Source organism: Phyllobacterium sp. LjRoot231, assembly GCF_964253365.1.
In the GTDB taxonomy this organism is placed as follows: Bacteria; Pseudomonadota; Alphaproteobacteria; order Rhizobiales; family Rhizobiaceae; genus Phyllobacterium.
Genome location: NZ_CAXUQT020000001.1, coordinates 750,351 through 774,596, shown reverse-complemented (window position 1 = coordinate 774,596; position 24,246 = coordinate 750,351). Strand labels below are relative to the sequence as shown.

The 24,246-nt window shown below is 56.1% G+C and carries 21 protein-coding genes; 14 read left to right on the top strand and 7 right to left on the bottom strand.

Annotation, left to right across the window (positions count from 1 at the left end; translation table 11 throughout):
* The first annotated feature begins 23 nt into the window (after positions 1–23).
* From ACSQ3H_RS03665 to fhuB, 4 genes are read left to right on the top strand one after another with little or no spacing between them, the layout of a single operon-like run.
* Positions 24–2,201 (top strand): TonB-dependent siderophore receptor, encoded by a 2,178-nt coding sequence (locus ACSQ3H_RS03665; protein ID WP_436115786.1) that lies wholly within the window; start codon positions 24–26, stop codon positions 2,199–2,201.
* A gap of 1 nt (position 2,202) precedes the next feature.
* Entirely contained in the window at positions 2,203–2,982 is a 780-nt protein-coding gene (locus ACSQ3H_RS03660) for an ABC transporter ATP-binding protein (RefSeq protein ID WP_436115785.1), read from the top strand.
* A gap of 4 nt (positions 2,983–2,986) precedes the next feature.
* Positions 2,987–3,847 carry an iron-siderophore ABC transporter substrate-binding protein gene (locus tag ACSQ3H_RS03655; RefSeq protein WP_436115784.1) on the top strand — a complete coding sequence of 287 codons (861 nt, stop codon included), beginning with the start codon at positions 2,987–2,989 and terminating at the stop codon, positions 3,845–3,847.
* Positions 3,844–5,841, top strand: a complete 1,998-nt coding sequence (fhuB, locus tag ACSQ3H_RS03650) for a Fe(3+)-hydroxamate ABC transporter permease FhuB (RefSeq protein ID WP_436115783.1) — start codon at positions 3,844–3,846, stop codon at positions 5,839–5,841. The genes ACSQ3H_RS03655 and fhuB overlap by 4 nt, the downstream gene beginning before the upstream one ends.
* Here fhuB and ACSQ3H_RS03645 read toward each other — a convergent pair.
* Complete coding sequence (locus ACSQ3H_RS03645) at positions 5,828–6,346, bottom strand: sigma-70 family RNA polymerase sigma factor (RefSeq protein ID WP_436115782.1); 519 nt, start codon at positions 6,344–6,346, stop codon at positions 5,828–5,830. The two genes, fhuB and ACSQ3H_RS03645, sit on opposite strands and share 14 nt — an antisense overlap.
* A 356-nt stretch (positions 6,347–6,702) precedes the next feature.
* A complete protein-coding gene (locus ACSQ3H_RS03640; RefSeq protein WP_436115781.1) occupies positions 6,703–7,383 on the bottom strand; it encodes a GntR family transcriptional regulator in 681 nt (226 codons plus the stop codon).
* Positions 7,384–7,595: 212 nt separating this feature from the next.
* Between ACSQ3H_RS03640 and ACSQ3H_RS03635 the strand changes: the two genes are divergently transcribed.
* From ACSQ3H_RS03635 to ACSQ3H_RS03595, 9 genes are all read left to right on the top strand, one after another.
* Positions 7,596–8,723: a sugar ABC transporter substrate-binding protein gene (locus ACSQ3H_RS03635; RefSeq protein ID WP_436115780.1), complete on the top strand. Its 1,128-nt coding sequence runs from the start codon at positions 7,596–7,598 to the stop codon at positions 8,721–8,723.
* A gap of 74 nt (positions 8,724–8,797) precedes the next feature.
* Positions 8,798–10,339 carry a sugar ABC transporter ATP-binding protein gene (locus ACSQ3H_RS03630; protein WP_436115779.1) on the top strand — a complete coding sequence of 514 codons (1,542 nt, stop codon included), beginning with the start codon at positions 8,798–8,800 and terminating at the stop codon, positions 10,337–10,339.
* A 50-nt stretch (positions 10,340–10,389) separates the two neighbouring features.
* Positions 10,390–12,402, top strand: a complete 2,013-nt coding sequence (locus tag ACSQ3H_RS03625) for an ABC transporter permease (RefSeq protein WP_436119338.1) — start codon at positions 10,390–10,392, stop codon at positions 12,400–12,402.
* Between the two features lie 13 nt (positions 12,403–12,415).
* Positions 12,416–13,222, top strand: coding sequence for an SDR family oxidoreductase (locus ACSQ3H_RS03620; protein ID WP_436119337.1), 807 nt, complete (start codon positions 12,416–12,418; stop codon positions 13,220–13,222).
* A gap of 9 nt (positions 13,223–13,231) precedes the next feature.
* Entirely contained in the window at positions 13,232–14,179 is a 948-nt protein-coding gene (locus ACSQ3H_RS03615) for a 3-hydroxyacyl-CoA dehydrogenase (RefSeq protein WP_436115778.1), read from the top strand.
* Positions 14,176–15,138, top strand: coding sequence for a 3-keto-5-aminohexanoate cleavage protein (locus ACSQ3H_RS03610; RefSeq protein ID WP_436115777.1), 963 nt, complete (start codon positions 14,176–14,178; stop codon positions 15,136–15,138). The genes ACSQ3H_RS03615 and ACSQ3H_RS03610 overlap by 4 nt, the downstream gene beginning before the upstream one ends.
* Before the next feature lie 10 nt (positions 15,139–15,148).
* A complete protein-coding gene (locus tag ACSQ3H_RS03605) occupies positions 15,149–16,021 on the top strand; it encodes an SMP-30/gluconolactonase/LRE family protein (protein ID WP_436115776.1) in 873 nt (290 codons plus the stop codon).
* Positions 16,022–16,031: 10 nt separating this feature from the next.
* A complete protein-coding gene (locus ACSQ3H_RS03600; RefSeq protein ID WP_436115775.1) occupies positions 16,032–16,910 on the top strand; it encodes an SMP-30/gluconolactonase/LRE family protein in 879 nt (292 codons plus the stop codon).
* Positions 16,911–17,124: 214 nt separating this feature from the next.
* Positions 17,125–18,810, top strand: a complete 1,686-nt coding sequence (locus ACSQ3H_RS03595) for an FAD-dependent oxidoreductase (RefSeq protein WP_436115774.1) — start codon at positions 17,125–17,127, stop codon at positions 18,808–18,810.
* A 30-nt stretch (positions 18,811–18,840) separates the two neighbouring features.
* Here ACSQ3H_RS03595 and ACSQ3H_RS03590 read toward each other — a convergent pair whose 3' ends face one another.
* The 4 genes from ACSQ3H_RS03590 to ACSQ3H_RS03575 form a co-directional block, all read right to left on the bottom strand.
* On the bottom strand, positions 18,841–19,554 hold the full coding sequence (locus ACSQ3H_RS03590) for a hypothetical protein (RefSeq protein WP_436115773.1): 714 nt from the start codon (positions 19,552–19,554) through the stop codon (positions 18,841–18,843).
* Between the two features lie 64 nt (positions 19,555–19,618).
* On the bottom strand, positions 19,619–19,969 hold the full coding sequence (locus ACSQ3H_RS03585) for a hypothetical protein (protein WP_436115772.1): 351 nt from the start codon (positions 19,967–19,969) through the stop codon (positions 19,619–19,621).
* A gap of 98 nt (positions 19,970–20,067) precedes the next feature.
* Positions 20,068–20,667, bottom strand: a complete 600-nt coding sequence (locus ACSQ3H_RS03580) for a histidine phosphatase family protein (RefSeq protein ID WP_436115771.1) — start codon at positions 20,665–20,667, stop codon at positions 20,068–20,070.
* A 54-nt stretch (positions 20,668–20,721) separates the two neighbouring features.
* A complete protein-coding gene (locus ACSQ3H_RS03575; protein ID WP_436115770.1) occupies positions 20,722–21,612 on the bottom strand; it encodes a fatty acid desaturase family protein in 891 nt (296 codons plus the stop codon).
* A 398-nt stretch (positions 21,613–22,010) separates the two neighbouring features.
* Here ACSQ3H_RS03575 and ACSQ3H_RS03570 point away from each other — a divergent pair, with 398 nt between their 5' ends.
* Positions 22,011–23,567, top strand: a complete 1,557-nt coding sequence (locus ACSQ3H_RS03570) for a DUF4070 domain-containing protein (RefSeq protein ID WP_436115769.1) — start codon at positions 22,011–22,013, stop codon at positions 23,565–23,567.
* Positions 23,568–23,829: 262 nt separating this feature from the next.
* On the opposite strand, the gene ACSQ3H_RS03565 is transcribed toward ACSQ3H_RS03570, so the two are convergent.
* On the bottom strand, positions 23,830–24,189 hold the full coding sequence (locus tag ACSQ3H_RS03565) for an SPW repeat protein (RefSeq protein ID WP_436115768.1): 360 nt from the start codon (positions 24,187–24,189) through the stop codon (positions 23,830–23,832).
* Between the last annotated feature and the right edge of the window lie 57 nt (positions 24,190–24,246).

Sequence of the window (24,246 nt, the reverse complement as noted above, 5' to 3'; positions counted from 1 at the left end):
AAAGTTTTACAAGGGGTGTGGTCATGCGGGGATGCAGGGCGGTGATCGGGAACGGCGCAAACTCAATAGGGCGCCGGCGTCGTGCACGTTTGCTGGTGACGACGTCGATTGCCGGGTTGATCATGGCAAATATCGCGGCTGCCCAGGAAGCGCCTAGCATCCAGCTGAACACGATCGTCATCGACGGCGATACCAGTCCGATCGGGCCCGACAAAGGCTACATAGCCAAGAATACTCTGACGGGAACGAAGACCGACACGCCCTTGCGCGAAATACCGCAGTCCGTTTCCGTCATCACCCGCGAACAGATGGATGACCGGTTTTCAGAACGCGTCGAGGATACAATTGCCTATACATCCGGCGTGACCGCTTCGCCTTGGGGCGTCGACGAGCGGTTCGACCAATTCTTGATTCGGGGCTTCGACATTGGCCCTTACGCTGTGTTCCGCGATGGCCTTCCGCAAAAGGCCATCGACTTTTCCGGTTTCAAAGTCGAACCATACGGACTTGAGCGGGTGGAAGTACTGAAGGGGCCGGCGTCTGTCCTTTACGGCGAGAATGAGGTCGGTGGCCTCGTCAATGCGGTGACCAAGCGGCCAACCCAGGAGCCGCTTTACAGCGGCTATGCCGGGTACGGTTCGTTCAATACCTATGAGGCCGGCCTTGATATCGGCGGGCCGCTCGACAAAGAGGGCATCTGGACCTATCGCCTGACTGGCCTCTTCCGTGATGGCAAGGAGGAACAGGATTTCTCCAAGAACAATCGCGTCTTCATCGCACCTGCGATCACCTGGTCGCCGAGCGCCGATACGTCGCTGACAGTTCTCGCCAACTATCAGTGGGATGAGCTGACGCCGAACACGTTCCTGCCCATTGCCAACCCGGCCTTTCCTAATCTTCCGAAATTCTCGCGCAGTTTCACCACGTCCGATCCGAATTTCGACCGCTTTGATGCGGATCATGGCTCGATCGGCTACCAGTTCGAGCACAGCTTCAACGAGGCTTGGACGGTCAGGCAAAATCTTCGCTATTCGTCACAGAATACGGACTACAGACACCTTTATTATTCGAGCATGATCGACGATCACACGCTGAATCGCACAGCGTTTACGGTGGATGAAACGGCAACCATATTCAGCGTCGATAATGGGGTGCAGTATGATTATGAAAGCTCGCGCATCAAGAATACGCTGCTTATGGGCCTCGATTATAATCGCTACACAGTAGACGGGCAAAACGGGTTCGATGTCGGGCCCAGTCTCGATATCGACGATCCCGTCTATGGTATCGATGTTCCCAATCCGCCAATCTATCTCGATCGCAAACAGACGATCGACCAGATCGGGCTCTATGCTCAAACCCAGACGAAATTCGATGATCACTGGTTGCTCACCCTCGGCGGACGCCAGGCATGGGTCGATAACGAGACGGATGACCGGCTGGCAAACAGCACGACCAAGCAATCCGATAATGCCTTCACAGGTAAAGCCGGTCTCGGATATCTGTTTGATAATGGTCTGACGCCTTATGTCAGCTATTCGGAATCCTTCACCACGAACATCGGTCAAACTTTGACCGGCCAAACATTCGCGCCTTCGGAAGGCAAACAGTATGAGGCCGGGGTCAAATACGAACCGGACTATTTCCCGGGAACCATCACAGGGTCTGTATTTCAAATCACCAAGTCCAACGTTCTCACGCCAGATCCTGATGATCCAAATTTCCAGGTCCAGACGGGAGAAGTACGGCATCGCGGCTTTGAACTTGAATCCGTGGTCAACCTTTTCCACGGCGTTAGCCTGATTGGCAGTTATACCTATCTCGATGCAGAGATCACCTCCAGCAACACCGAGGGCGAGGTCGGCAATCGCCCTGCCCTTGTGCCGCAGAATCAGGCATCGCTCTGGGCCAAATACACCTTTGAAACCGGCGTTCTCGAAGGATTGAATATCGGTTCCGGCGTGCGCTATGTCGGCAGCTCGTTCGGCGACAATGCCAACCAGATCAAGGTTGCCGATTATACCCTTGTTGACGCGGCTATCAGCTACGAGAGGAACGGCTGGAAGGGATCGCTCAAGGCAAGCAACCTTTTCGACAAAGAATACTACGCAACGTGCGCTGGCGACGACAATGGCTCACCCATGTGCATCTATGGCGAGGGCCGTGTCATCAAAGCCACGCTGTCGGCCAAAGGTGGTTAGCATGAATGGAACCTCCTTTTCGCTCAGCGGCGTTGGCTTTGACATTGGTGGAAAAACCTTGCTTCATCCGCTGTCACTGGACATTCCCCGCGGTGAGGTTGTCGGCATTCTTGGCCACAACGGCTCCGGAAAATCTACGCTGCTGAAGATATTGGCACGCTTCCATTTACCAACAGCAGGGAGAGCTGAGTGCTTGGGACAGGAACTTAAATCATTCCGGTCGAAGGACTATGCCCGGAAGGTCGCCTACCTGCCGCAAGAGACGCCGGACACGGATGGCATGACGGTGAGGGAAGTTGTTGCTCTCGGCCGCTACCCCTGGCATGGCGCGCTCGGGCGCTTCTCTGGTACGGACAAGGCCAAGGTAATTAAAGCGCTGGAACTGACGTCGCTGACGGCGATGGCTGATCGCATTGTCGATACCCTGTCAGGTGGCGAACGTCAGCGTGCTTTTCTCGCCATGCTAATTGCGCAGGATACGGAGTGTCTGCTGCTCGATGAGCCGATCTCCGCGCTCGATATCAATCACCAGATCGAGGTCATGCGCTTGATCCAGATGCTCGCGCACGACCACAACCGCTCGGTTCTTATCGTCCTGCACGATATCAACATGGCAGCACGCTATTGCGACCGGTTGATCGCATTATCCAGCGGTAAGCTTGTAGCTCACGATGAAACCGAGGCGCTGATTACTGCGGACAGGCTCGACGCTATTTATGGCGTGCGCATGGGGATTTTTCGACATCCGGAAACGCAGACACCAATCAGCTACGTGCTCTGAACGTATGTCTTCACTTTGCAGACGCGATTTCCTGATTGGTTCGGCGGCATTTGCCGGCTCTCTGTTGCCGATACAGGGTAGGGCGTCCGCACCGAGGATCGTCTCGCTGGACTATGGGCTGGCACAGACGCTGATCGACCTTGGCGTTCCGCCTGTCGGCTTGATTGACACGCCAGGTTGGGCGGATTGGGCGGTCGAGCCACAACTGCCGCAGAGCGTCGCCAATATCGGCTCGGCGCACGAAGTCAACATGGAACTGCTACAGCTCCTGAAGCCGGATCTGATCATCTCGACGCCCTATCTCGAATGGATCAGACCGCAGTTGGAACAGATCGCACCGGTCAAGTCCTTTCCGATCCATGCACTTGGTTCATCACCGTATCCGCATATCATTGATGCGACACGGGAACTTGGCCGCATGCTTGGCCGCACGGCAGAAGCGGAAGCAATGATCGATCGTACGGAGAGCGAATTGCGTATGGCGAAGCGCGCGACCCGCCATCTGAGCAAACTGGCTGTCATCACGTTCATGGACGCTCGAAACATTCGCATTTATGGCCCTGGCGGCATTTTCCAGGATGTGTTCGACCGTCTTGACCTGCAAAACGCCTGGACACGGCCGACCAATGAATGGGGTTATAGCGATGCCGGCATGGCAGATCTGATCGATATCGGCGACGGGCGACTCTTCTACATGGACCCAGTTCCTCCGGATGTGCTCGCAACCTTGTCCGGCAGTCCGCTCTGGCAGAGTATGCTCTTCGTGCAAAGCGGGCATGTCCAACGCATGGCGAGCGTTCTCATGTTCGGCACATTGCCTTCAGCTGGCCGTTTTGCTCGCCTGCTCGCCGAAGCAAGCAAATGAGGCACTCCTCTCCCCATCCGCTGATCTGGACCTGCTTACTATGGTGCGTCGCGCTTGGCGTCACCGTACTGAATCTCGGCCCCTCAATCAGTAATGTTGGCCTTAGCGTTGTGTATTCAATACCTTCTCCCGGTGACAGCCAGGGCGTGCTTATGCATTACAGCCTTCTGCCGCGACTTGCGATGGCTTGTGTGTGCGGGTTCGCGCTCGGTCTTTCCGGCATGCTGTTCCAGCATGTGCTGCGCAACCCGCTTGCTTCCCCCTCGACCCTGGGTGTAGAGGCGGGATCACAGCTCGCGCTTGGCATCGCCATGCTGTGGTTTCCGGCGCTACTCGGCTGGAGCCGCGATGCGACAACTGCGCTCGGAGGCTTCGCTGCCATGGGCATCGTCTTCGCGGTGGCCTGGCGGTTCAAGTTTCAACCCGTGGCCGTCATTTTGACCGGCTTGGTCATGGGGCTATATTGCACGGCCATCGTCACCTTGCTGATGTTGATGAATGATCCCTACTTGGCTGGTCTTTTCATCTGGGGCGGTGGATCGTTGAACCAGAATGATTGGCGTCAGGTCACCGGTCTCTTTCCCAAGGTTGCTGCCTGCTCCGTTCTCGCGATGCTGCTGGTGCGGCAATTGAGCGTTCTGACGCTGGGTGAAGCCGCACAAACTCTTGGGATTAAACTTCAATTCGTTCGCTCTGCGTCGCTCTTCGTGGCGGTTGCACTGACGACGTTCACCATTAGTGCTGTCGGTGTGATCGGCTTTCTCGGTCTTGCCGCCCCGGCAATTGCGCGCGCCACCGGGGCTCGGCGAATCAAGAATCGAATGATCATTGCGCCACTTACGGGCGCTGCTCTGCTGATCATCATTGATCAGCTCTTGCAGATTTATTCAGCGAAAACGGGCAGTTCACTGCCGACGGGCGCCGTCACTGCTCTGATCGGTGTGCCGGTTCTCCTGATCGTGATCCTTCGCCGCGGTGGATCAATGCAGATCACGACATCGAGCAGGGCGACGACCATCGTGCCACGCACCCACCCACGATCACTGCTCGTCGTTCTGGCACTCCTGCTGGTTGCTGTGGCATCGATAGCGGTTGTCCTTGGCCGGGGTGTTGATGGTTCCTGGGTAAGCCAGACTGGTGCGACGCTCAACTCACTACTACCGTGGCGTCTGCCACGGCTTATCGCTGCAATTTCTGCAGGTATCATGCTGGCTTTGGCGGGGAGCCTCCTGCAGCGGCTTACCGGCAATTCCATGGCGAGCCCCGAGGTTTTGGGTGTCAGCGCAGGTACGGCATTCGGACTGCTTTGCGTGTCGTTCATGGTGGCTGAGCCGACCTATGGCCACAGACTCATCGGCGGCTTTTCGGGTGCGGCGGCGGTGCTCGCCATTCTCTTCGCCATCAGCCGCATTGCGCAATCGGGAAATCAATTTCTTATTCTTGGCGTATCGCTGGGCGCATTCCTGACTGCATTAATTTCCGTGATTCTTGCCTCCGGCGACCCGCGCGCGCTATCGCTGATCAGTTGGATGGCAGGATCGACCTACGGAGTGGGCAGGCCTTTAGCATTGATATCATCGGGGTTTGCAATCGTGGGACTAACGGCGGTCATGCTGCTGCTGCGGCCGTTGCAGCAATTTGCACTGGGCGATATGTCAGCGCATTCGCATGGGGTTGATGTGCGGGCGTTCCGCATATTGATCCTTGGTGTCGCCGCCATGCTGACCGCCATTGCTACACTCATCGTCGGACCGCTAAGTTTCGTCGGGCTGATCGCGCCGCATATGGCACAGCGTCTCGGGCTCACACGCGGACTGAAGCATATACTTGGCTCGGCACTTCTGGGAGCTTTGGTGATGGCAATCGCCGACTTCACCGGGCGCACAATCTATTTCCCGTGGCAGTTGCCGACAGGACTTGTAGCGACTTTATTGGGCGGGCCGGTTTTTGGCGTACTAATGCTGCATAGCAAGCGTCAGTCTATGCCGCGTTGACAGTTTGTTGGCAGGCGCGGTGCCCATCCCTGATCATGAAGTTGACGAGCGTCCTGGATACCCCCAATTCTTCAGCAATGTCCTTTTGGGGAACGCCATCGATGCGATGGCGGACAAATGCGTCTTGGGTGCGCTTTGGTAAATTATTCAATGAGTTGAGCACTTCCCACAGGGTCTCTGTGGTCACCAGACCGTCGAGTACGCTGACGCTCGGGGCAGGGATAGATTCAATCCCGTCGACTGGTGTCATATTGAACTTTTCGTAGGACCGTTTGCGGACTTCGTCCAAAGCGAGATTGTAGACCATGCGGCAAGCGTAGCCGACCGGGCAACGAATGCAGTTTGACTGCATGGTACATGCCCGGACAATAGCATCATGAAATATATCTTCCGATTGGGTCTGAGAGCGCAAAACACCTTCAGCAATTTTCAGGAGCTTTGGCTTGTATCGCATCAATGCATCTACAAGAACATTGCTCTCATAAAAGTTTATTTCTTTTCTCATTTTGGAATTCTTTTGCTGAATGACTACAGTTAAGGCATAAAGACCTACAGCCGCGCGCATTTTTATTCAAAATGTGCGAGTAAAGCGGCTTGCAATGTTACGGTGACAGCTATAAATTAATATGATAAAAAGAGTCAAGTTATTAGATCAAAATAATTAGACGCCGGGTCCGGTGATGGGAATCACCGTCGTGTATAGTCAAGATGCAGGCGCATTGGAGAATCTTGTCGCAGCGTCCGCGCAGACGCCTCACACACGATATGGGATTTACCTTAAAGCTGATACGTCGCTATCATACGCGCGGCCGCGATCTTGCTGCATCTCACGATCGTCACATCTGATGACGAAAGTGAAGCTTAGCTGACCAAGTCTACCAGCACGTGGTAGGCGGCATCGATATCAGCCTGTATCGCAGCCTCGACAGCCTTTTCGTCGTGAGCGCACAAGGCGGCGAACATCGACTGATGGTGTTCGTTGGCCTTCGTGTAATTGCCGGAATCATGCAGCATGTTGAAGTAGGGACTGACCTGCAGCCAAAGATTCTCGATAATATTGAGAATGCTTTCCGACCCTGCCGCCTGGTAAATCGAGAAATGGAATGCGTAATTTGCCCGCAGGTAGGATTTGATATCCCCGGAGGCATTGGCTTTTTCCAGTGCTTCCAGCAGGGAGCGGAGAGTTTCGAGTTCGGCGTCCTGGATGCGCTGGGCCGCCCACTTGCCGGCAAGTGCTTCGATCTCAATGCGAACATTCCGCAGATCCGTGAGCTTGGCTCGGCTTAACCGCGGTATGCCGATGGAGCGCCCGGAAACGACGGTCAGCGCATTGGCCGCCGTCAGTCGCCGCAAAGCTTCCCGCACCGGCATGGCGCTGACACCGAACGCATCCGCAAGACTTTGTACCGGGACCATCTCACCGGGAACAATGCCGCCTTCGAGTATCAGACTCGCAATCTGGCGATAGACACGGTCCTGCAGCGTCTCCTTGGAAAGCGGGAGAATCTCAACACCTGGTCTCCTGTAACCGGCTTCAGCCATTGCTCACCTTTTTCGCGGCGGTGCCCTTAAACGTGGAATGCAGCCTCCACTAAAGCGCGTCAAGCGTTTCTCCTTATCTAACAAATGTTATTCACGATCAATGGTATTTCATCATTGATCTTTGATCAAATGCTGATACGGTTGGTTGCAGGAACGGCAAGAGGGAGAGGAGCCCGCTTGGAGATGTTTTCCTGTATGAGGGAGGAATTATAATGGGTATTGGATCAATCGTCCGGCGTGCAGCCGCTTGCGCCTGCATTGCGTCAGGTATGGCCATGATCGGCCACGCTGACGCTGCAGAAAAACACAAGATTTTTCTCAGCATGAGCTTTATCGGCAATGACTGGCAGGCCGAGGCCGCCAATATGGTCAAAGCCATGGCCGCCCACAAGAATTACGCCGATAAGGTGGATCTCCAGGTCCAGGTTGCTGGCCCCAATGCCCAGCGCCAGATTCAGCAGATCAACGCCATGGTGCAGGCCGGCGCCGAAGCCATTGTAATTTTTCCAATTTCACCAACGGCGCTCAATCAGGTTGTCAAGAACGCCTGTGACAAGGGCGTTAAAGTATTTGCCTATGATGGCGAGATCACCGAACCCTGCGCTTATAATATTGCCATCGATCAGGAAGAGGCTGGCCGCGTGACAGCGGAATGGCTGGTCAAGAAGCTCAATGGCAAGGGCAATATCATTGCGATTACCGGCGTCCCGGGGACGTCGGTGGACAATCTTCGTACCAAGGCGGCCAAGGAAGTTTTCGCCAAACATCCTGACATCAAGATCGTTGGCGAAGCTGTCGGCATGTGGAGCCAGGCTGTCGCGCGCACCGAGCTTTCGAAGATCCTGGCGACCCGCAACTGGGATGATATTAATGGACTTTGGATGCAGGTCGGCTGCTTTACCGCCAATTCGATGCAGCTAGAAGCGGGCAAGAAGCCGGAACAGCTTCTCCCCTGCGCGGGCGAAGGTTCAAATGGCGGCCGTGTCCAGATGCTCCCCGCCGGAACCGAAGCGGAGGGTGCAACCTCGCCCTATGCGCCAATGGGTGCGCCACGTATCTCCTACGCTTCTCCGCCCTACTCTGGCGCGCTTGCGCTGAAACTTGCTGTCGATGCGATTGAGGGCAAGGATGTGCGGAAGAAGACCGTGCTACCCCTGCCTTTGGTCACAAATGATACGATCAAGCTCTGCCAGGAAGGAACGTGGCAGGAGATGAAAGACGGCTGCAACGCGTTCAAACCATCCATTGTTTCCAATCCAGGCTGGTTTGCTTCGATCTTCTCGGAAAAAACACCTGAAATCGGTCTCAATGCGGCATTGGTCGGCCAACCTGAAAACTGAGGGTATATTTGCGCGGAGCGTCTATCGTTCCGCGCAAGATGGCTAATCCCGATGAACTGAGCAGGACCGGTGGGATGAATTCAGCATTCGAACAATCCGCCATTGATGTCACCGATATTCGCAAGGCGTTCGGCGCCACGGTTGCAGTGGATGGCGTTTCTTTCAGCATCGAGCCTGGAAGTACCCATGCTTTGCTCGGCGAGAACGGTGCGGGCAAATCGACGATTGTCAAATTGCTATCGGGGCTTCTTCGTCCTGATGAGGGCCACATAGCCGTCTTCGGCCAAAGAGCGGCGCTGAATGCACCACGGGCAGCGCACGCTCTTGGCGTCCAGACTGCGTTTCAGGAAATGACGCTGGTCAAGGATCTGACGGTGCTCGACAATATGCTGATGCCCTATGCTCCGATGGGGCTTGCTGGCCTTATTCGCCGATCTTCGGCACGTCGCGCCATAACGCAGCACTTGCAGGAAATCGAATTTCCGGTGGATATCGATGCCGAAATCGGCACGCTCGATCTTGCCGTTCAACAGAAGATAGAAATCGCCCGTGCCCTCTATCGCAAGCCGCGGATTCTTCTGCTGGATGAACCAACATCGACACTGGCTGGCAGTGATGTCGAATGGCTTGGCCGGATCATTGCGAAACTGAAGGCGGCAGGTGCAACCATTGTTTTCATCACGCATCGGATGCGCGAGGTGCGCGCCTTCTGTGACACACTGACGATTTTGCGCAATGGCCGCCACATAACCACCTGTGCAGTCGCCTCCATCACCGACGGGCAAGTTATCGAAAGCATCGTCGGGCGATCCATCGCCCAAACCTTCCCCGCGCGGCCAACGAGCGAAGCCGCCTTTGGTGCTCCGGTGCTGGGTGTCCGCGACTTGCAGGCAGGCCACAAGCTGCGCGATGCCAGTTTCGATCTGCGAAAGGGCGAAATACTCGGCGTTGCTGGCTTGCAGGGCATGGGCCAACTCGACCTGTTCCTGGCCTGTTTCGGCATGACGCAAGTGACCCATGGCGATATCCTTGTCGATGGACGGAGAGTCAGGTTCGCTTCGCCCGCCGATGCGCTCAAGCCCAATATCGCCATTGGTCTGGTGCCGGAAGATCGAAAGACGGAAGGCCTGTTCCTGAAACTCAGCGGGACGCTCAACGCATCCTTGCCGGTCATCGACAGGTTCTCGCGATTTGGACTGATCCAGAGTGACCTTGAACGACAAGCCGTGCGCGCTGCCTTCGGCACTGTCGAGGTTGATCAGCGCGCGCTGTGGACCAGGGCAGGGGCTTTCTCGGGAGGTAACCAGCAGAAGATAGCAATAGCCAAATGGCTTGTCGCCCAGAGCCGTATCCTGCTGCTGTTTGATCCGACACGCGGTATCGATGTCGGCACCAAGCACGAACTCTATGTCATGATGCGTAATTTCACCGATGCCGGCGGCTCGATCCTGTTGCATTCGACCGAAATTCCCGAGCTCGTGCATTTATGTGACCGGGTTCTCGTCCTCTATGACGGGCGGATTGCAGCTTCGCTTTCGCGCGATCAACTGACTGAAGCCTCGATCATGCGGCCGGCACTTGGCCACGACAGCGCAGCAAAAGAGGCCGCAGAATGACGATGACGACCTCCACCGCAACAAGCCGCAATTGGGCTTCCCTGTTCAGCATGTCGCCGGAACGCCGCAGTGTACTCATCGCCATCGCTGTATTTCTTGGCTTGTTCGCTCTCGTGGATTTCGTCAGCACCGGCCCTCTCAGTTATTTCGACATTTCATTCCTGTCGAGCGGCGGCGCGACGTCGGCGATTGCGGCAATCGGTCAAACGATTGTCGTCCTATCCGGCGGGTTTGATCTGTCGGCGGGGGCGGTGATCTCGCTGGTCAATGTCGTGCTCGCCCAAAGCATGGACCCGGCGGCGGCTCAGACGAGTGTGTTGTACTGGACCTGCGTTGGCATTGGCGTTGGCATGCTGACCGGCGCTTTCAACGGCATTTTCATCGCATTCTTCCGCCTGCAGCCCATCGTGGTCACGCTCTCGACCATGTTCATCATCCAGGGTCTGACGTTGCTGGTAATGGACAAGCCCGGTGGTTTTGTCGCGCCTGATCTTGGTACTTTCTATCTTGGCGACGCCATACCGGGCTGGCTGCCAATGCCGCTTGTGGTCATCGGTGTGGTGCTTCTTGCCTGGCTCTGGCTGAAGAACACGCGCTTCGGCACAGCCATCTATGCGGTCGGCAGCGATCCGGACGCTGCCGCAGCAATTGGTGTGAGGGTCAAGCTCACCAAATTCCTGGTCTATGTCATTGCTGGCGGCTGCTATGGCCTGGCTGGTGTTTTCATCAGCGCGCAGACAGGCAGCGCCGATCCGCTGGTTGGCAATCCGTTGCTGCTTTCGATGTTCGCTGCCGTGGTCGTTGGTGGCACGCGTCTCGGTGGCGGGCGTGGCGGACCGCTTGGTACCGTCTTCGGCGCCTATATTCTGATGATGGTCGTGAACATTCTACTCGTTCTCAACGTGTCGGCCTATTATTCGACCATTGCTGAAGGAACCATCCTGCTCCTTGCTGTCCTGGCAGGATCGATTGCGTACAGTTCGACCCTTGCCCAGCAGTTGCGCAGCGCGCGGGCGCAATTCAGCGCATGGCGCCAAGGCTTGCTCCCGTCGCAACTTGATCGCACTGACCGGCGGATGAAGATGGCGTCGCGTGCCGAGGGCAAACCAGCAGAGTCGCCATTCCTGTCCCGCAATAGCGAGACGATCCGCTATGCGCTACCGGCCTATCTGTGTCTGCTGGCCGTGGTCATCGTCACCCAACTCTGGCTGGGCCGGGCAATCCTAAACCCGACCTATTGGAACTCGCTGGCTGTCCTGTCCACCTTCCTCACCATTCTGGCATTGGGGCAAGGTACGGTCATCCTGACGGGTGGTCTTGATCTCTCGGTTCCATGGACCATCGGCATAGCGGGCATCCTGCTGGCAGGCATCGTCAATGGCTCGGACGCGGCTCTCGTCTACGCTTTGCCCGCTGTTCTTCTCATCGCTTGCCTCATAGGTTTCATCAACGGAGTCGGTATCGTCGTACTCGGTATATCGCCCATCGTCATGACCCTGGCGATGAATGGCATCCTGCAGGGATTCGCCCTGGTCTATTCGCAAGGAACACCAGCGGGATTTTCATCGCCGATGCTCCGCTGGTTCATGACCGGCAAGATCTGGGCTGTTACGCCTGTAGTCCCTTTCATGGTGCTGTTTGTGATTGCCGCCGTGTTTTTGCTCGGCCGAACTGCCTTCGGGCGCAGGGTCTACGGCATTGGCAATGGATTGCGGGCAGCGCAGCTCTCGGGCATCGCCGTCGGACGCACGCTCATTCTGGTCTATGTTCTTTCCGGCTTGTGCGCCGGGCTCGTCGGGGTGCTGCTCACCGGCTTTTCTGGTCAGGCAAGTCTCGGTATGGGCGACGACTATCTGTTGCCATCGATCGCGGTGGTTGTGGTTGGTGGTGCATTGATCACCGGCGGACGTGGCCACTATCTCGGTATGCTGGGTGGAGTGTTGTTGCTCACCGCACTGCAAATGTTCCTGGCGGGAACGACGTTGCCTTATGCTACGCGGGCGATCCTCTTTGGTCTCGTGGTGCTTGGTGCGGTTATGGCGCTTCGTGAGAAGCGGTCTTAGGAAAGGACGAATGATGAACAAGATTGCTCCGGCATCTGCAGAAGAATTCTTGGGTGGTTTGCGCGATCAAAGAGTGCTGGTGACTGCTGGGGGCTCTGGCATCGGCTACGCAATTGCCGCAACGCTTTCAAGACTCGGCGCACGCGTCGCGATCTGCGATATATCCCAATCGCTACTGGACGAAGCGCAGAACAGCATTTCGCCGGCACACGCAACGCTAGCTGACGTGTCCCGCGAAGAAGATGTCGATCGGATGTTCGCAGAAGTTTTCTCCTCGCTGGGTGGTCTCGACGCGCTCATCAACAATGCGGGAATCGCAGGTCCGACTGGCGGAGTCGATGAGATCAGTGCGGAAGACTGGCGCCGTTGCATCGACATCTGCCTGACCGGGCAGTTCCTCTGCGCGCGGCGCGCGGTGCCGATGTTGAAGGCATCTGGAGGTGGCTCGATCGTCAATATGTCATCTGCTGCCGGCAAGCACGGCTATGCTTTTCGTACGCCATACTCTGCAGCGAAGTTCGGGGTCATCGGGTTTACCCAGAGTCTCGCCAAGGAACTTGGGCCACATGCAATCCGGGTCAACGCGATCCTGCCTGGTATCGTCGAGGGGCCGCGCATTGAAAACGTCATCAGCAACCGGGCCAAGCAATTGGGCATCTCGCACGAGGAAATGACCGAGCGCTACCTGGAGAATGTCTCGCTGCGACGGATGGTCAGCCCCTACGATGTCGCAACCATGGTTGCCTTTCTTCTCTCCAATGCGGGCATCAACATTTCGGGCCAGTCGCTTGGCGTCGACGGCAATGTCGAAACCCTGTGAGGAATTGCGATGCAAAAGACAGCGATCATCGGTAGCGGCTTCATCGGCAGAGCGTGGGCCATCAGCTTTGCCCGGGCAGGCTATCAGGTGAGCCTGTGGGATCAGGCGCCGGACGCCGTGGCGAAGGCACGCGGCTATATTGCCGATGTGCTCGCCGATCTTGAACGGAACGATCTGCTCAACGGCAATTCGCCGGAAACCGTGCTGTCGCGCATCGTTGCTGAAACGGACCTGGCGAAGGCGCTGAAGGGTGCAGTCCACATTCAAGAAAATACCCCGGAGGATCTTGAAATTAAGATCAAGGTTTTCTCGCTTCTTGACGAGGCTGCCGATGCGTCGGCCGTTATCGCCAGTTCGACTTCGGCCTTGCTGCCATCGAAATTCACCGAGCATTTGAAAAACCGCCAGCGTTGTCTGGTGGTCCACCCTATCAACCCGCCTTATCTCATTCCTGCGGCCGAAGTTGTTCCGGCGCCCTGGACCTCGGACGAGGTCGTGGAACGGACCCGCGCATTCTTGATTGCGGCGGGGCATGCGCCGTTGGTGATGAAACGCGAGCTCGATGGTTTCATCATGAACCGGATGCAAGGCGCGCTTCTCGAGGAAGCATTCCGCCTTGTGGCCGATGGTTATGCAACGGTCGAGGATGTCGATATCGGCATCCGCGACGGGCTTGCCTTGCGTTGGTCGTTCATGGGTCCGTTCGAAACAATCGATCTCAACGCGCCGGGCGGTGTGCGCGACTATGTCGAGCGCTACCAGATAATCTATGAGCGCCTGTTTCCGCAGATGCAGCGCCGTGTCGATTGGGCGGGCGATGTGCTGGAAACCGTTGAGGCAGGGCGTCGCGAGAAGCTGCCGCAGGATAAGCTGGTCGATCGCCAGGTTTGGCGTGACCGCCGCCTCATGGCGCTTGCGGCGCACAAAAAGAAATCAACGCAGGAGTTCGGGCAATGAGCGAGACGACACGAGTGACAAGCGGTTCGAGCACAAAGGGCAAGATCATCATCACGTGCGCCATTACCGGTGCGATCCATACGCCGACAATGTCGCCCTATCTACCGATCACGCCCGATGAGATCGCCCGGGAAGCGCTGGCAGCAGCAGAGGCGGGCGCCGCGATCCTGCACCTTCATGCGCGCGATCCTGAAACCGGCAAGCCGGACCAAACGCCGGAGGCCTTTGCAAAATTCCTGCCGCGTATCAAGCAGAACACCAATGCTGCGATCAACATCACCACCGGCGGCAGTCCTTACATGAAGGTTGAGGAGCGGGTAAAACCCGCCGCCACCTTCAAGCCAGAGGTGGCGTCGCTCAATATGGGTTCGATCAATTTCGGGCTCTACCACCTCGTCGACAAATACAGGGAGTTCAAGTTCGACTGGGAGAAGCCGCATCTGGAGGCCACCCGCGACCTGGTATTCCGCAACAGCTTCAAAGACATCGAGTATATTCTGACGACCTGTTATGACAACGGCACGCGATTTGAGTTCGAGTGTTACGACATCGCGCACCTCTATAATCTCGCGCATTTCGCCGATCGTGGATTGGTAAAGCCGCCATTCTTCGTGCAGTCGGTTTTTGGCCTTCTCGGAGCAATCGGCACGCACCCTGAAGATGTTGCGCATATGAAACGCACAGCGGACCGGCTTTTTGGCAGCAACTATCGCTGGTCGGTGCTCGGCGCGGGATCAAGCCAGCTTCGCATCGCTGCCCAGGCGGCGGCGCTGGGCGGCAACATCCGGGTTGGCCTTGAAGACAGTCTCTGGGCGGGCAAGGGCAAGCTGGCAAAGTCGAATGCCGAGCAGGTGCTGCTGGCGCGCAAGATCATCGAAGGGCTCGGTATGGAAGTGGCGACGCCGGATGATGCGCGAGAAATTCTGCAACTCAAAGGTGGCGACAAGGTCGCATTCTAGGAGGGATACGATGCTGCGTATCGAAGTTTTCAGCGAGGATCGCAATCAACTCGGCGAGGGTCCGCTATGGGATGTCGAGGAACAACGGCTGTACTGGATCGATTCCTACGCACCCGCGGTCTATTCCTGTGATGCCAGAGGCGACGACCGCAGAAGCTGGAACCTGCCCGAGCCAATTGGCTCCCTCGCATTGCGCGAGAAGGGCGGAGCCATCGTGGCATTGAGGAATGGGTTTCACGCACTGGGTTTCAAAACAGGTGCTGTGGAACTTTTGCAGGAAACCCATGCGGGCGAGCTTCGGCCTAGACTGAACGACGGAAAGGTAGACCGGCAAGGCCGCTTCGTTGCGGGGTCCATGGATTTTGAGGAGCGCGATCCCGTAGGCACTCTCTTTCGTTTGGATCCGGATCTCTCGCTGCATATCCTGGATACAGGCATCATTTGTTCGAACGGGCCTTGTTTCAGCCCCGATGGATCGACTCTTTATTTCGCCGACAGTCACAAGAAAGCGATCTACGCCTATAGTTATGACACCGCTTCCGGCAAGGTCGGGTCGCGGCGCGTGTTTACGAATTTCGACAATCTGCGCGGCTACCCCGATGGCGCGACTGTCGATGCGGAAGGATATGTCTGGAGCGTCGAGGTTTATTCCGGACGGCTCATTCGCTTTGATCCGAATGGTGTGATCGATCGCATTGTTGGTCTGCCGGTGCAGTCGACGACGAGCATCACCTTTGGCGGCCCCAACCTCGACATCGCGTTCGTCACGTCGATGGCACGGCCGTTCAACAATGAATATCACCGCGAGCGTGAAGCCGGCTGCATGTTTGCTGTCCATGGACTCGGCGTACGCGGTCTGCCGGAACCGCGTTTCAAGGGATGAGGGAGGAAACATGAAAATCGACGTGGTGGTGGACGTAAAGACCACGCTGGGCGAGGGCCCACTGTGGGACGTCGAACAACAGCGGCTTTACTGGATCGACAGCTTTGACGGCCGCGTGTTTCGCGCCACGGCCGATGGCAGGGAAATCCGCTGTTGGGATGTCCCGATGAAGATCGGCTCGATGGCGCTGCGCAAGGACGGAAATGGCGCCATCGTGTCCTTGGCGCGCGGGTTTCATCTTCTGGATTTCAAGACAGGCGACATCGAACTCATCCATGATCCTGAACCGGACAAGTCCGAAAATCGCATCAATGACGGCAAGGTCGACAAGCAGGGCAGGTTTGTTGCGGGTTCAATGGACACGATGGAAAGTGGTCCGAACGGCGCGCTCTATAGGGTTGATGCGGATTTGAGCGTGCACAAGCTCGATGATGATATCATCGTTTCGAATGGCCCATGCTGGAGCCCCGATGGAAGCCTCTTCTATTTCGCGGATTCGTGGTCGGGCGAAATCTGGGTCTATGATTACGACCAGGCTACGGGCAACGTGTCCAATCGCCGGACCTTTGCCAAGATCGATACATCGACGGGAGGTGCCGCCGACGGCTCAACGGTCGACGCGGAAGGCTGCCTGTGGAATGCACAAGTTTATGATGGCAAGGTCGTCCGCTACTGGCCCGATGGGACAGTGGACCGTGTCATTGATATGCCGGTCAAAAAGGTCACCAGTATCATGTTCGGTGGTCCGGACCTGGACATCATCTATGTGACATCCATGGCAAAGCCACCCCTACCACGGTTTCCGGGAGATGGCGTCCTGCGCGGCAGCCTTTTTGCGATCACGGGTCTTGGCATCAAGGGTATCCCCGAGCCACGGTTCGCAGGATGAGCATCCGGCCAAAGCAATCGTGTAGAGTGCAGCGCAGACCTGAATTGCACGCAGCATCGATAATCTGCTGAGAGACCGCGCCTCCAACACGAGGAATTGACCCGACCTCAAATGTCGTCGATGTAACACTGCGCCGTTGTCCCGCAGACGAAAACGGCCATAATGCTAAAGCAGCCATATATGGCAAGAATAGCAAAGCAACGAGAGTGCCGTTATGAGTCAGACGGAATTTAGCGGAGACATCTCATCCGATGCGAGCGATCCCTACGCGCGCAAAGCTCAGACTTTCCCCCGTCTGGATGAAGAGATGATGGACCGGGTTTCGTCATTTGGGTCCGATATCGAGGCAGCCAAAGGCACGATTTTGTTCAGCCGCGGCGAACGCCAGACGGATTTCTTTTTGATAAAGTCGGGCTCGATCGAGATACTCGATCTCGGTGGCGATGGTTTACCAAGGGTACTGGCCGTGCAAGGTGAACGAGAGTTCACCGGAGAACTCGATCTGTTCAATAGTCGCGAGAATCTGGTGACGGCTCGGGCGGGCGAAGATTCGCGTCTTGTCCGCGTGGAGCGCAGTTCTTTCCTGCGGATGATGTCGGCGGAGCCGGATATCGGTGAAATCATAACACGGGCACTGATCCTTCGCCGTGTCGGTTTTATCAAACACGGTCAGGCTGGCGTCGTGCTGATAGGTCCGAGCCACGCCGCCGACACATTGAGATTGCAGCGTTTTCTCACCCGTAATGGCTATCCGCACAGGCTGGTCGATTCAGATGTCGATCCGCACGCAAAAGAAATGGTCACGGCGTTGAAGATTTGCTCGCTGTCGCTACCCGTCATTGTTCCGCCGGGAAAAGCTGTCCTGCAAAATCCCACAACAGGACAACTCGCGGACGTTTTAGGGCTGACGGAACTCATTGATCCGAACGAGATTTATGATGTTCTGGTTGTCGGCGCCGGCCCTGCGGGTCTCGCATCCGCGGTCTACGCCGCATCCGAGGGATTAAAAACGATCGTTATCGAAGGGGTTGCCCCAGGCGGACAAGCGGGTACGAGTTCGAAAATCGAGAATTATCTCGGATTTCCGACTGGAATATCGGGACAGGCATTGGCTGGCCGGGCACAGGTTCAGGCCCAGAAGTTTGGGGCGCGTCTTGCCATCTCCCGCATGGCTATATCCGTGGATTGCGGCAAGCTGCCTTATCGAGTCATGCTCGACGATGGCCAAACCGTCTTGGCCCGAGCGATTGTCGTTGCCACCGGAGCCCGTTACCGCAAGCCGGAGCTATTGAATTACGAACGCTTCGAGGGTCAAGGCATTCACTATGCGGCCACGGCGATGGAAGCCCAGCTATGCCAGGAACAGGAGGTGATTGTCGTTGGTGGCGGCAATTCGGCCGGACAAGCGGCGATGTTCCTGTCTCATTCAGTCAAGCATCTGCACATTCTGGTGCGAGGGCCCGGCTTAAAAGAGACGATGTCTGACTATCTGATCCAACGCATTGAAAAATCACAGCGGATATCGTTGCACCCCCATACTGAAATTGCTGCGATCGACGGTGATCGATACTTGAACACGGTGACATGGATCAACCGTATGACCGGAGTGAGAGAGATACGAGCCATCTCGAATATTTTCATGATGATTGGTGCTTCTCCAAATACGGAATGGCTGAACGGTTGTGTCAAACTGGACAAGTCCGGTTTCATCGAGACTGGCATCATGGCGGGTGTTGTTACGAGCGGATCGCCCTTTGAAACCTCGGCTCCTGGCATATTCGCCGTAGGCGATGTCCGTGCGGGCTCCGTCAAACGCGTCGCCTCGGGTGTGGGTGAGGGGTCGGTGGTGGTGCAAGCCATTCACCAATACCTGAAGCAGATACCCAGCCACGCCCAGTAAATGAGCCCAATTTTTGTCGATCGAACTGCTTTAGAACGTCACTTGAGTGATGATCTTTGCACGTCGTTGCGTTGGAACGGGTGCTGTTTCTTGGGGCAGGCGGAAGGTGCGTCTGGCAGCTAGTCGGGATGAGCCTGGGATCGCCGCTTCTGCGGCCGCCACGTCTTCGGGCTTGACGATCAAGTCCTTGCAAGCGCCGGTTTCATCCCACAGTCTTTTGGCGACCACGCTATCAACAGCTGTCGTGATCGCACCTCCGGCAAGGTCGTTAGGCTGTACACGTTTTTCCGCTATCAAACCATGAATTGCTTCGCCCAAAATTTCGGCTGAATCGCGGAACGTCACATCCCGGACCTGGTCGAAGCGCGGGTTGTCTTCACCATCAACGATGCAGTGACGGGCAGTAAATATCCAGTCATGGATCATGTACGCCGGTGCATAGCCCCAAGGCGACAAGCCTTTGAACACTTGCGCGATCTTGGGGATGGAACCTCCATCCGTATACATTAGGCCAGGGCGAATAACTGAGCCGGGACTTTGGGGATCGGAACGCCGGAATATAAGAGGGTCGCTGGGATCTGGCACGAAAAGGAACTTTCCATCGCCGCTTGATCCTCCTTCATCGACCCACATGACAAAAAGGCTGCCGCTGAAAGATCCGGAAGGAAGTTTGGAATAGTCCACGGAAACGCAAGCGCTCAGAGCTACAACTGATCCCAGCCAAACCATGACCCGAAAGAACATAGGCATACTTCCCGTGTTATCTATTACCTCTTCGATATTCCGCCTGTGGGGTGCGAGCTTTGACTCACGACTTTTCGGCTGAGTCGTCCTCATCGCCAGAATCGCTATCGCTCTCATTCAACGCCGCCGCAATTTGTCCGGCGGTTACCCTTTCACGCATCGTTGGCTTAGATCCGCGTTCAGCGCTGTCTCTAAATTCGAGACTGATTTCACGGTTGGCGGCCACAGCTGCGATGAGATCGGGATCGCGCATGCCTCGGTCAAAAAACATCATGACGGTCCGTGCCAGGCGGTTGGCGCGATGATCGGTCTTTGGCGACCTCTTGAGCAGTGCCGAAGCTTGCGCAAAGGCATGCTCCATTATCTGCCAATCAGCCGACGAATACGTCAGTCGTTCCGTTCGAGAAAAAGGCATGGTTCCCCCAAAAGTCCAGCCGCCTCTTCACGTAATCAGATGATCACGGGCATTTCAACGGGTATCTCTTCACCGAGAATGCGTGGCACTGGAAATCCCTATCTCGCGGGATCGAGTGGCTTTTGATTCCACCTTCTTATAACGGGCTCAGTGAGATCGTGTTCATAACCGAGTATATTTATGCTTGTCGTATCCAAGACGAAGAGCGCGCCAGCTTCAGGTGGTAAACCAAGCCAGCGCGCCGCAAGGACCCTCAAGAAATGAGAGCTCGAAAATACCAGAACCGTGCCATCGGTTTGACGGAGCTGGCGGACAATCAGGTCCGCTCGTGCACCCACATCGGAGGCCAGCTCGCCCTGCGGGCAACCGTCTCGAAAAAGACGCCATCCGGGGCGTTCGGCGAGGATCTGCTTCGTCGTCAATCCCTCGTAAGCCCCGTAATCCCATTCTGCCAATTCGGCCTTCGTTATGGCCTGTGAGCCAAATCCGGCAAGTGCGCAAGTTTTCGAAGCACGTTGTGATGGACTCGACCAAACAGCTGAAAAAGTTAGGCCCGCCAGACGGTCAGCGATCTGGCGAGCGGCCTCTTCACCAGCGGGTGTCAGCGGTATGTCTGTACGCCCCGTATGCCTGCCGGAGGCACTCCATTCTGTTTCTCCATGTCGAACAAGATAGATCTCCGGAAGAGCATTGCTCATATGGACCCCTTTCGATAGTGCACGGCGAACCAGGCTGTGGCCAAGCAGTGATTTCTAACGGATCTGCTCAATGTATTTGGCGTGGAACCGTACATAACCAACCTCGGTCTGCTTGAGCTGCGTTTCAATCAGCGCATGGAATTCCGGCAACCGGTAAAAAGGCACGCTCGGATAAGCGTGGTGCTCGGCATGATATGGCATGTTCCATGCGAGCTTGCGGACCAGCCAATTCGTGGCGGTGGTCCTGCTGTTTTCAAGCATGTTGGCGACATAGGGGCAGCGGCCATGTTCGGCCAGAAGGTAAAGGCGCAGGAAAGGTTGCCCCAATATCGCCGGCAGGGCCCAGACATATACGAGAATTGCCGTCTGCAGATAAATGGAAAGACCGATCACTACGGCATAGCCAACGATCATGATCCGTGCCTCTGTGCGGACTTTCCCGTGACCTTTTGCCGGCACGAATGTATCGCTGCAATGCCCCGAAGCGTTTATTGCAAGCGTCTTGATGTGGCTCCACCAAACAGGAATGCCGGACAGGTGTACGAAATACTGCCGTAAGGATTCTGGCTTTGGAGACATTAGCTCAGGATCGTTCTCGGGATCCTGAGTAAAGCGGTGATGGGCTAAATGAAAATAACGAAACCAGTCCGATGGCAGCACAATCATGACGCTGCACACGCGCGCCACGCTATCGTTTAACCACTGCGTTTTGAAAGGAGTACGGTGGATGGACTCATGCAGAAGAGTAAACAGGAACACGATCAGAATGCCCTGCGGTATCATCAAGAGCGGCCACAGGGGGGTGCGCACAGCGATCAGCCATCCGAGAAGAATGATTGCGCCCCAATGGACGGCGAGTTGAAGCAGACCCGCAAGGTCTGATTTGGAGGTCAGACGATTGCGCTCCTCCGATGTCAACGACGCAATAATGGTCCGGTGATCCATTGGGCTTACCTGGCGGATGATAATCGAACGAGGCAATCTTATACAACTTCCCACTCTTTGTGACACCTCGCGGGAGGTGAATTATAGGAGTGCCAAGGCAATGCCGATGAGCTTCCCGGGTGATTCGACCATGGGGCGAACTCCAACAGCCGAGAGTCCGGTATTGGTGCCGCCACTAATACGCCTTCGCATCTTTCTTGACGATTTCAGTTCCGCTTCATGCCGGCCTAATTTTGTGCTCAGCCACGACTGATAAAAACCCTACACGAGTTTTGCAGAGCCGATCTATCGGAGGCTTTTCACCCTGCCGATCGGAAAGTGCAGGGCTCCTGCCTGATAGATTTGTTAGCAAATGGAAGACGCATAAAAAACCAAGCAATACAACGAAGGTAATCGGCATGGCTCATATCGTGCTTATTAATCCGCGTTTTGAAGCGTCGTATTGGGGGCTGGAACATGCCCTGCCGCTTTTCGATGCAAAGGCCAATTTGCCGGTAGCCTGCCTGCCGTTGCTGGCCGCGCTTACGCCGCCCGAGCACACGATCACGCTTATCGACGAGAACGTCGAAACCATCGACTATGATCTGTGTGCCAGTGCCGATATCGTTGGCCTCACGGGTATGATCGTCCAACGGTTCCGCATGAAGGAGATCCTTTGCGAATTGAAGCAGCGTAACTGCTTCGTCGTTATTGGTGGCCCATGGATCACGGTGCAGGAGACTTACTTCGGGGATCTCGTTGATGTCGCCTTTATCGGCGAGGCCGAAGAAACGTGGCCGCGGTTCCTCCTGGAATGGGCCGAGCAGCGGCATGTGCGCCGCTACGAGCAGACTGATAAAACTGATATGAGCACGATTCCGGTGCCGCGCTTCGATCTTTTGAAGATGCATGAGTATGCCGTCGGCAGCATCCAGTTTTCTCGTGGCTGCCCTTTTACCTGCGAGTTCTGCGATATCATCGTTGTGTTCGGCCGAAGGCCCCGCATCAAGACTGGCCGGCAGATCCTCGCGGAGATGGAAGCTTTGCTGGCGACTGGCATGGATACGGCCTTTATCGTTGACGACAACCTGATTGGCAACAAGAAGGCGATCAAGGAGGTATTGCGCGAGGTCATTGCATGGCAGGTCGAGCACGATTATCCGATGACCTTTGTCACCGAGGCTTCAATCGACCTCGCCGACGATCCGGAACTGATGGAACTGATGGTCGACACCAATATTCGCGTGGTCTTCATCGGCATCGAGACGCCGAACGAGGCTGCGTTGCGGGAGACCAAGAAGCTGCAGAATGTGCGCAAGGGAGCGACTATGCTGGAGAGGGTCCACACTATTCAACGGGCCGGTTTGGAAGTCTGGTGCGGCATGATCCTCGGCTTTGACAGTGACGACGCCTCGATTTTCGACGCTCAACGGGCCTTCATCAAGGAGGCGCGCATCGTCAACGCCATGGTCGGCATGTTGGCGGCGATCCCAAAGACCCCGCTCTATACCCGGCTGCTCAAGGAAGGGCGACTTGATCCCGCTGATCAGCAACCTTTTGGTACCAATGTCATTCCGCTCAATATCAGCCGTGAGGCACTACGCGATGGCTATCTTGCCGTCATGGACGACCTTCACAAACCACAGGCCTATTTCGATCGGCTCGACGCACTTTATCTCGAAGAGCGCATCGAGCCTGAACGCACGCGGCTGCGGCATCTGCGCCGCCATCCGTTGCAGTTTGCCAAACTCAACCTTTTGTGGATGTTCGAGGCGCTCGGGATTTTCCTGCGGTTGATGCGCAGGGTTCCGGACAAGGAATTGCGCCGTATCTATCGCCAGCGGCTATGGACGATGCTCAAACGCCGGCGCTCCCCCGTCGTGATGCAAATCTACGCGATCAAATGCGCCATGCATTTTCATGCACATACGATGATCTCACAGATGCAATCGGGACAGATCGTCAATTCATTCTGAAACCGACGATTCTGGTCCCGCCTCACTTGGCAATACCACAATCAGCGCTGAAATTTCTCATAGCACAGCCCAGTGGTCATGCTGCTTATGTTTGAATTTTGCAACGAGTGGTCTGCTTGAACCTGTCCTTCGAGGCCGGGGTGGCCGGCGAATGTCAATATTCACGCACTCGGCGGTTCGATTCTACGGATGAACTCAAACAGCAGAAGGATCCCGCCGCTTTATGCGGCGGGCCCTGCAAGCAATTGCCCCGGCGCCGTGTTTAGGCGTGAGCGTGGGGGTGATGAACGTCCCAGACTGCCCAAGCCGATACGGCGACGACGAGCAGTCCAAGAATCACATGAGTCCACATTGCGTTCACGTTGGCTGTAAAACTGAGCACCCAAGGGGATGCAATCAGCCAGATACCAAGCACCAGGTTTGCCCATTCCTCCCATTCGGCAAATGCTGAAATCGCCGCAATCGTCAGAGCACCGAGCACGATGCCAACGACCCATGCGTTCCAGGTCGGCGTGGTTTCAGCCATATAGCCGAAGAACCAAGGGGAGATGAACAAGCATACCGCCAGGACCAGGTTGGCCCAATCCTGAGTCTTCTTTCCTTCCATCAGAGTGTTTGCCATGACAACCTCCAAGTACGAAGCGTAACCAAAGCACCACTGTTCGCGTGCTTTGCACGC

What these genes read in the sequence shown, in the direction of transcription:
- ACSQ3H_RS03665 (WP_436115786.1), top strand. Translation starts at nt 24, where the DNA reads ATGCGGGGATGCAGGGCGGTGATCGGGAACGGCGCAAACTCAATAGGG.
- ACSQ3H_RS03660 (WP_436115785.1), top strand. Translation starts at nt 2,203, where the DNA reads ATGAATGGAACCTCCTTTTCGCTCAGCGGCGTTGGCTTTGACATTGGT.
- ACSQ3H_RS03655 (WP_436115784.1), top strand. Translation starts at nt 2,987, where the DNA reads ATGTCTTCACTTTGCAGACGCGATTTCCTGATTGGTTCGGCGGCATTT.
- fhuB (WP_436115783.1), top strand. Translation starts at nt 3,844, where the DNA reads ATGAGGCACTCCTCTCCCCATCCGCTGATCTGGACCTGCTTACTATGG.
- ACSQ3H_RS03645 (WP_436115782.1), bottom strand. Translation starts at nt 6,346, where the DNA reads ATGAGAAAAGAAATAAACTTTTATGAGAGCAATGTTCTTGTAGATGCA.
- ACSQ3H_RS03640 (WP_436115781.1), bottom strand. Translation starts at nt 7,383, where the DNA reads ATGGCTGAAGCCGGTTACAGGAGACCAGGTGTTGAGATTCTCCCGCTT.
- ACSQ3H_RS03635 (WP_436115780.1), top strand. Translation starts at nt 7,596, where the DNA reads ATGGGTATTGGATCAATCGTCCGGCGTGCAGCCGCTTGCGCCTGCATT.
- ACSQ3H_RS03630 (WP_436115779.1), top strand. Translation starts at nt 8,798, where the DNA reads ATGAATTCAGCATTCGAACAATCCGCCATTGATGTCACCGATATTCGC.
- ACSQ3H_RS03625 (WP_436119338.1), top strand. Translation starts at nt 10,390, where the DNA reads ATGTCGCCGGAACGCCGCAGTGTACTCATCGCCATCGCTGTATTTCTT.
- ACSQ3H_RS03620 (WP_436119337.1), top strand. Translation starts at nt 12,416, where the DNA reads ATGAACAAGATTGCTCCGGCATCTGCAGAAGAATTCTTGGGTGGTTTG.
- ACSQ3H_RS03615 (WP_436115778.1), top strand. Translation starts at nt 13,232, where the DNA reads ATGCAAAAGACAGCGATCATCGGTAGCGGCTTCATCGGCAGAGCGTGG.
- ACSQ3H_RS03610 (WP_436115777.1), top strand. Translation starts at nt 14,176, where the DNA reads ATGAGCGAGACGACACGAGTGACAAGCGGTTCGAGCACAAAGGGCAAG.
- ACSQ3H_RS03605 (WP_436115776.1), top strand. Translation starts at nt 15,149, where the DNA reads ATGCTGCGTATCGAAGTTTTCAGCGAGGATCGCAATCAACTCGGCGAG.
- ACSQ3H_RS03600 (WP_436115775.1), top strand. Translation starts at nt 16,032, where the DNA reads ATGAAAATCGACGTGGTGGTGGACGTAAAGACCACGCTGGGCGAGGGC.
- ACSQ3H_RS03595 (WP_436115774.1), top strand. Translation starts at nt 17,125, where the DNA reads ATGAGTCAGACGGAATTTAGCGGAGACATCTCATCCGATGCGAGCGAT.
- ACSQ3H_RS03590 (WP_436115773.1), bottom strand. Translation starts at nt 19,554, where the DNA reads ATGTTCTTTCGGGTCATGGTTTGGCTGGGATCAGTTGTAGCTCTGAGC.
- ACSQ3H_RS03585 (WP_436115772.1), bottom strand. Translation starts at nt 19,969, where the DNA reads ATGCCTTTTTCTCGAACGGAACGACTGACGTATTCGTCGGCTGATTGG.
- ACSQ3H_RS03580 (WP_436115771.1), bottom strand. Translation starts at nt 20,667, where the DNA reads ATGAGCAATGCTCTTCCGGAGATCTATCTTGTTCGACATGGAGAAACA.
- ACSQ3H_RS03575 (WP_436115770.1), bottom strand. Translation starts at nt 21,612, where the DNA reads ATGGATCACCGGACCATTATTGCGTCGTTGACATCGGAGGAGCGCAAT.
- ACSQ3H_RS03570 (WP_436115769.1), top strand. Translation starts at nt 22,011, where the DNA reads ATGGCTCATATCGTGCTTATTAATCCGCGTTTTGAAGCGTCGTATTGG.
- ACSQ3H_RS03565 (WP_436115768.1), bottom strand. Translation starts at nt 24,189, where the DNA reads ATGGCAAACACTCTGATGGAAGGAAAGAAGACTCAGGATTGGGCCAAC.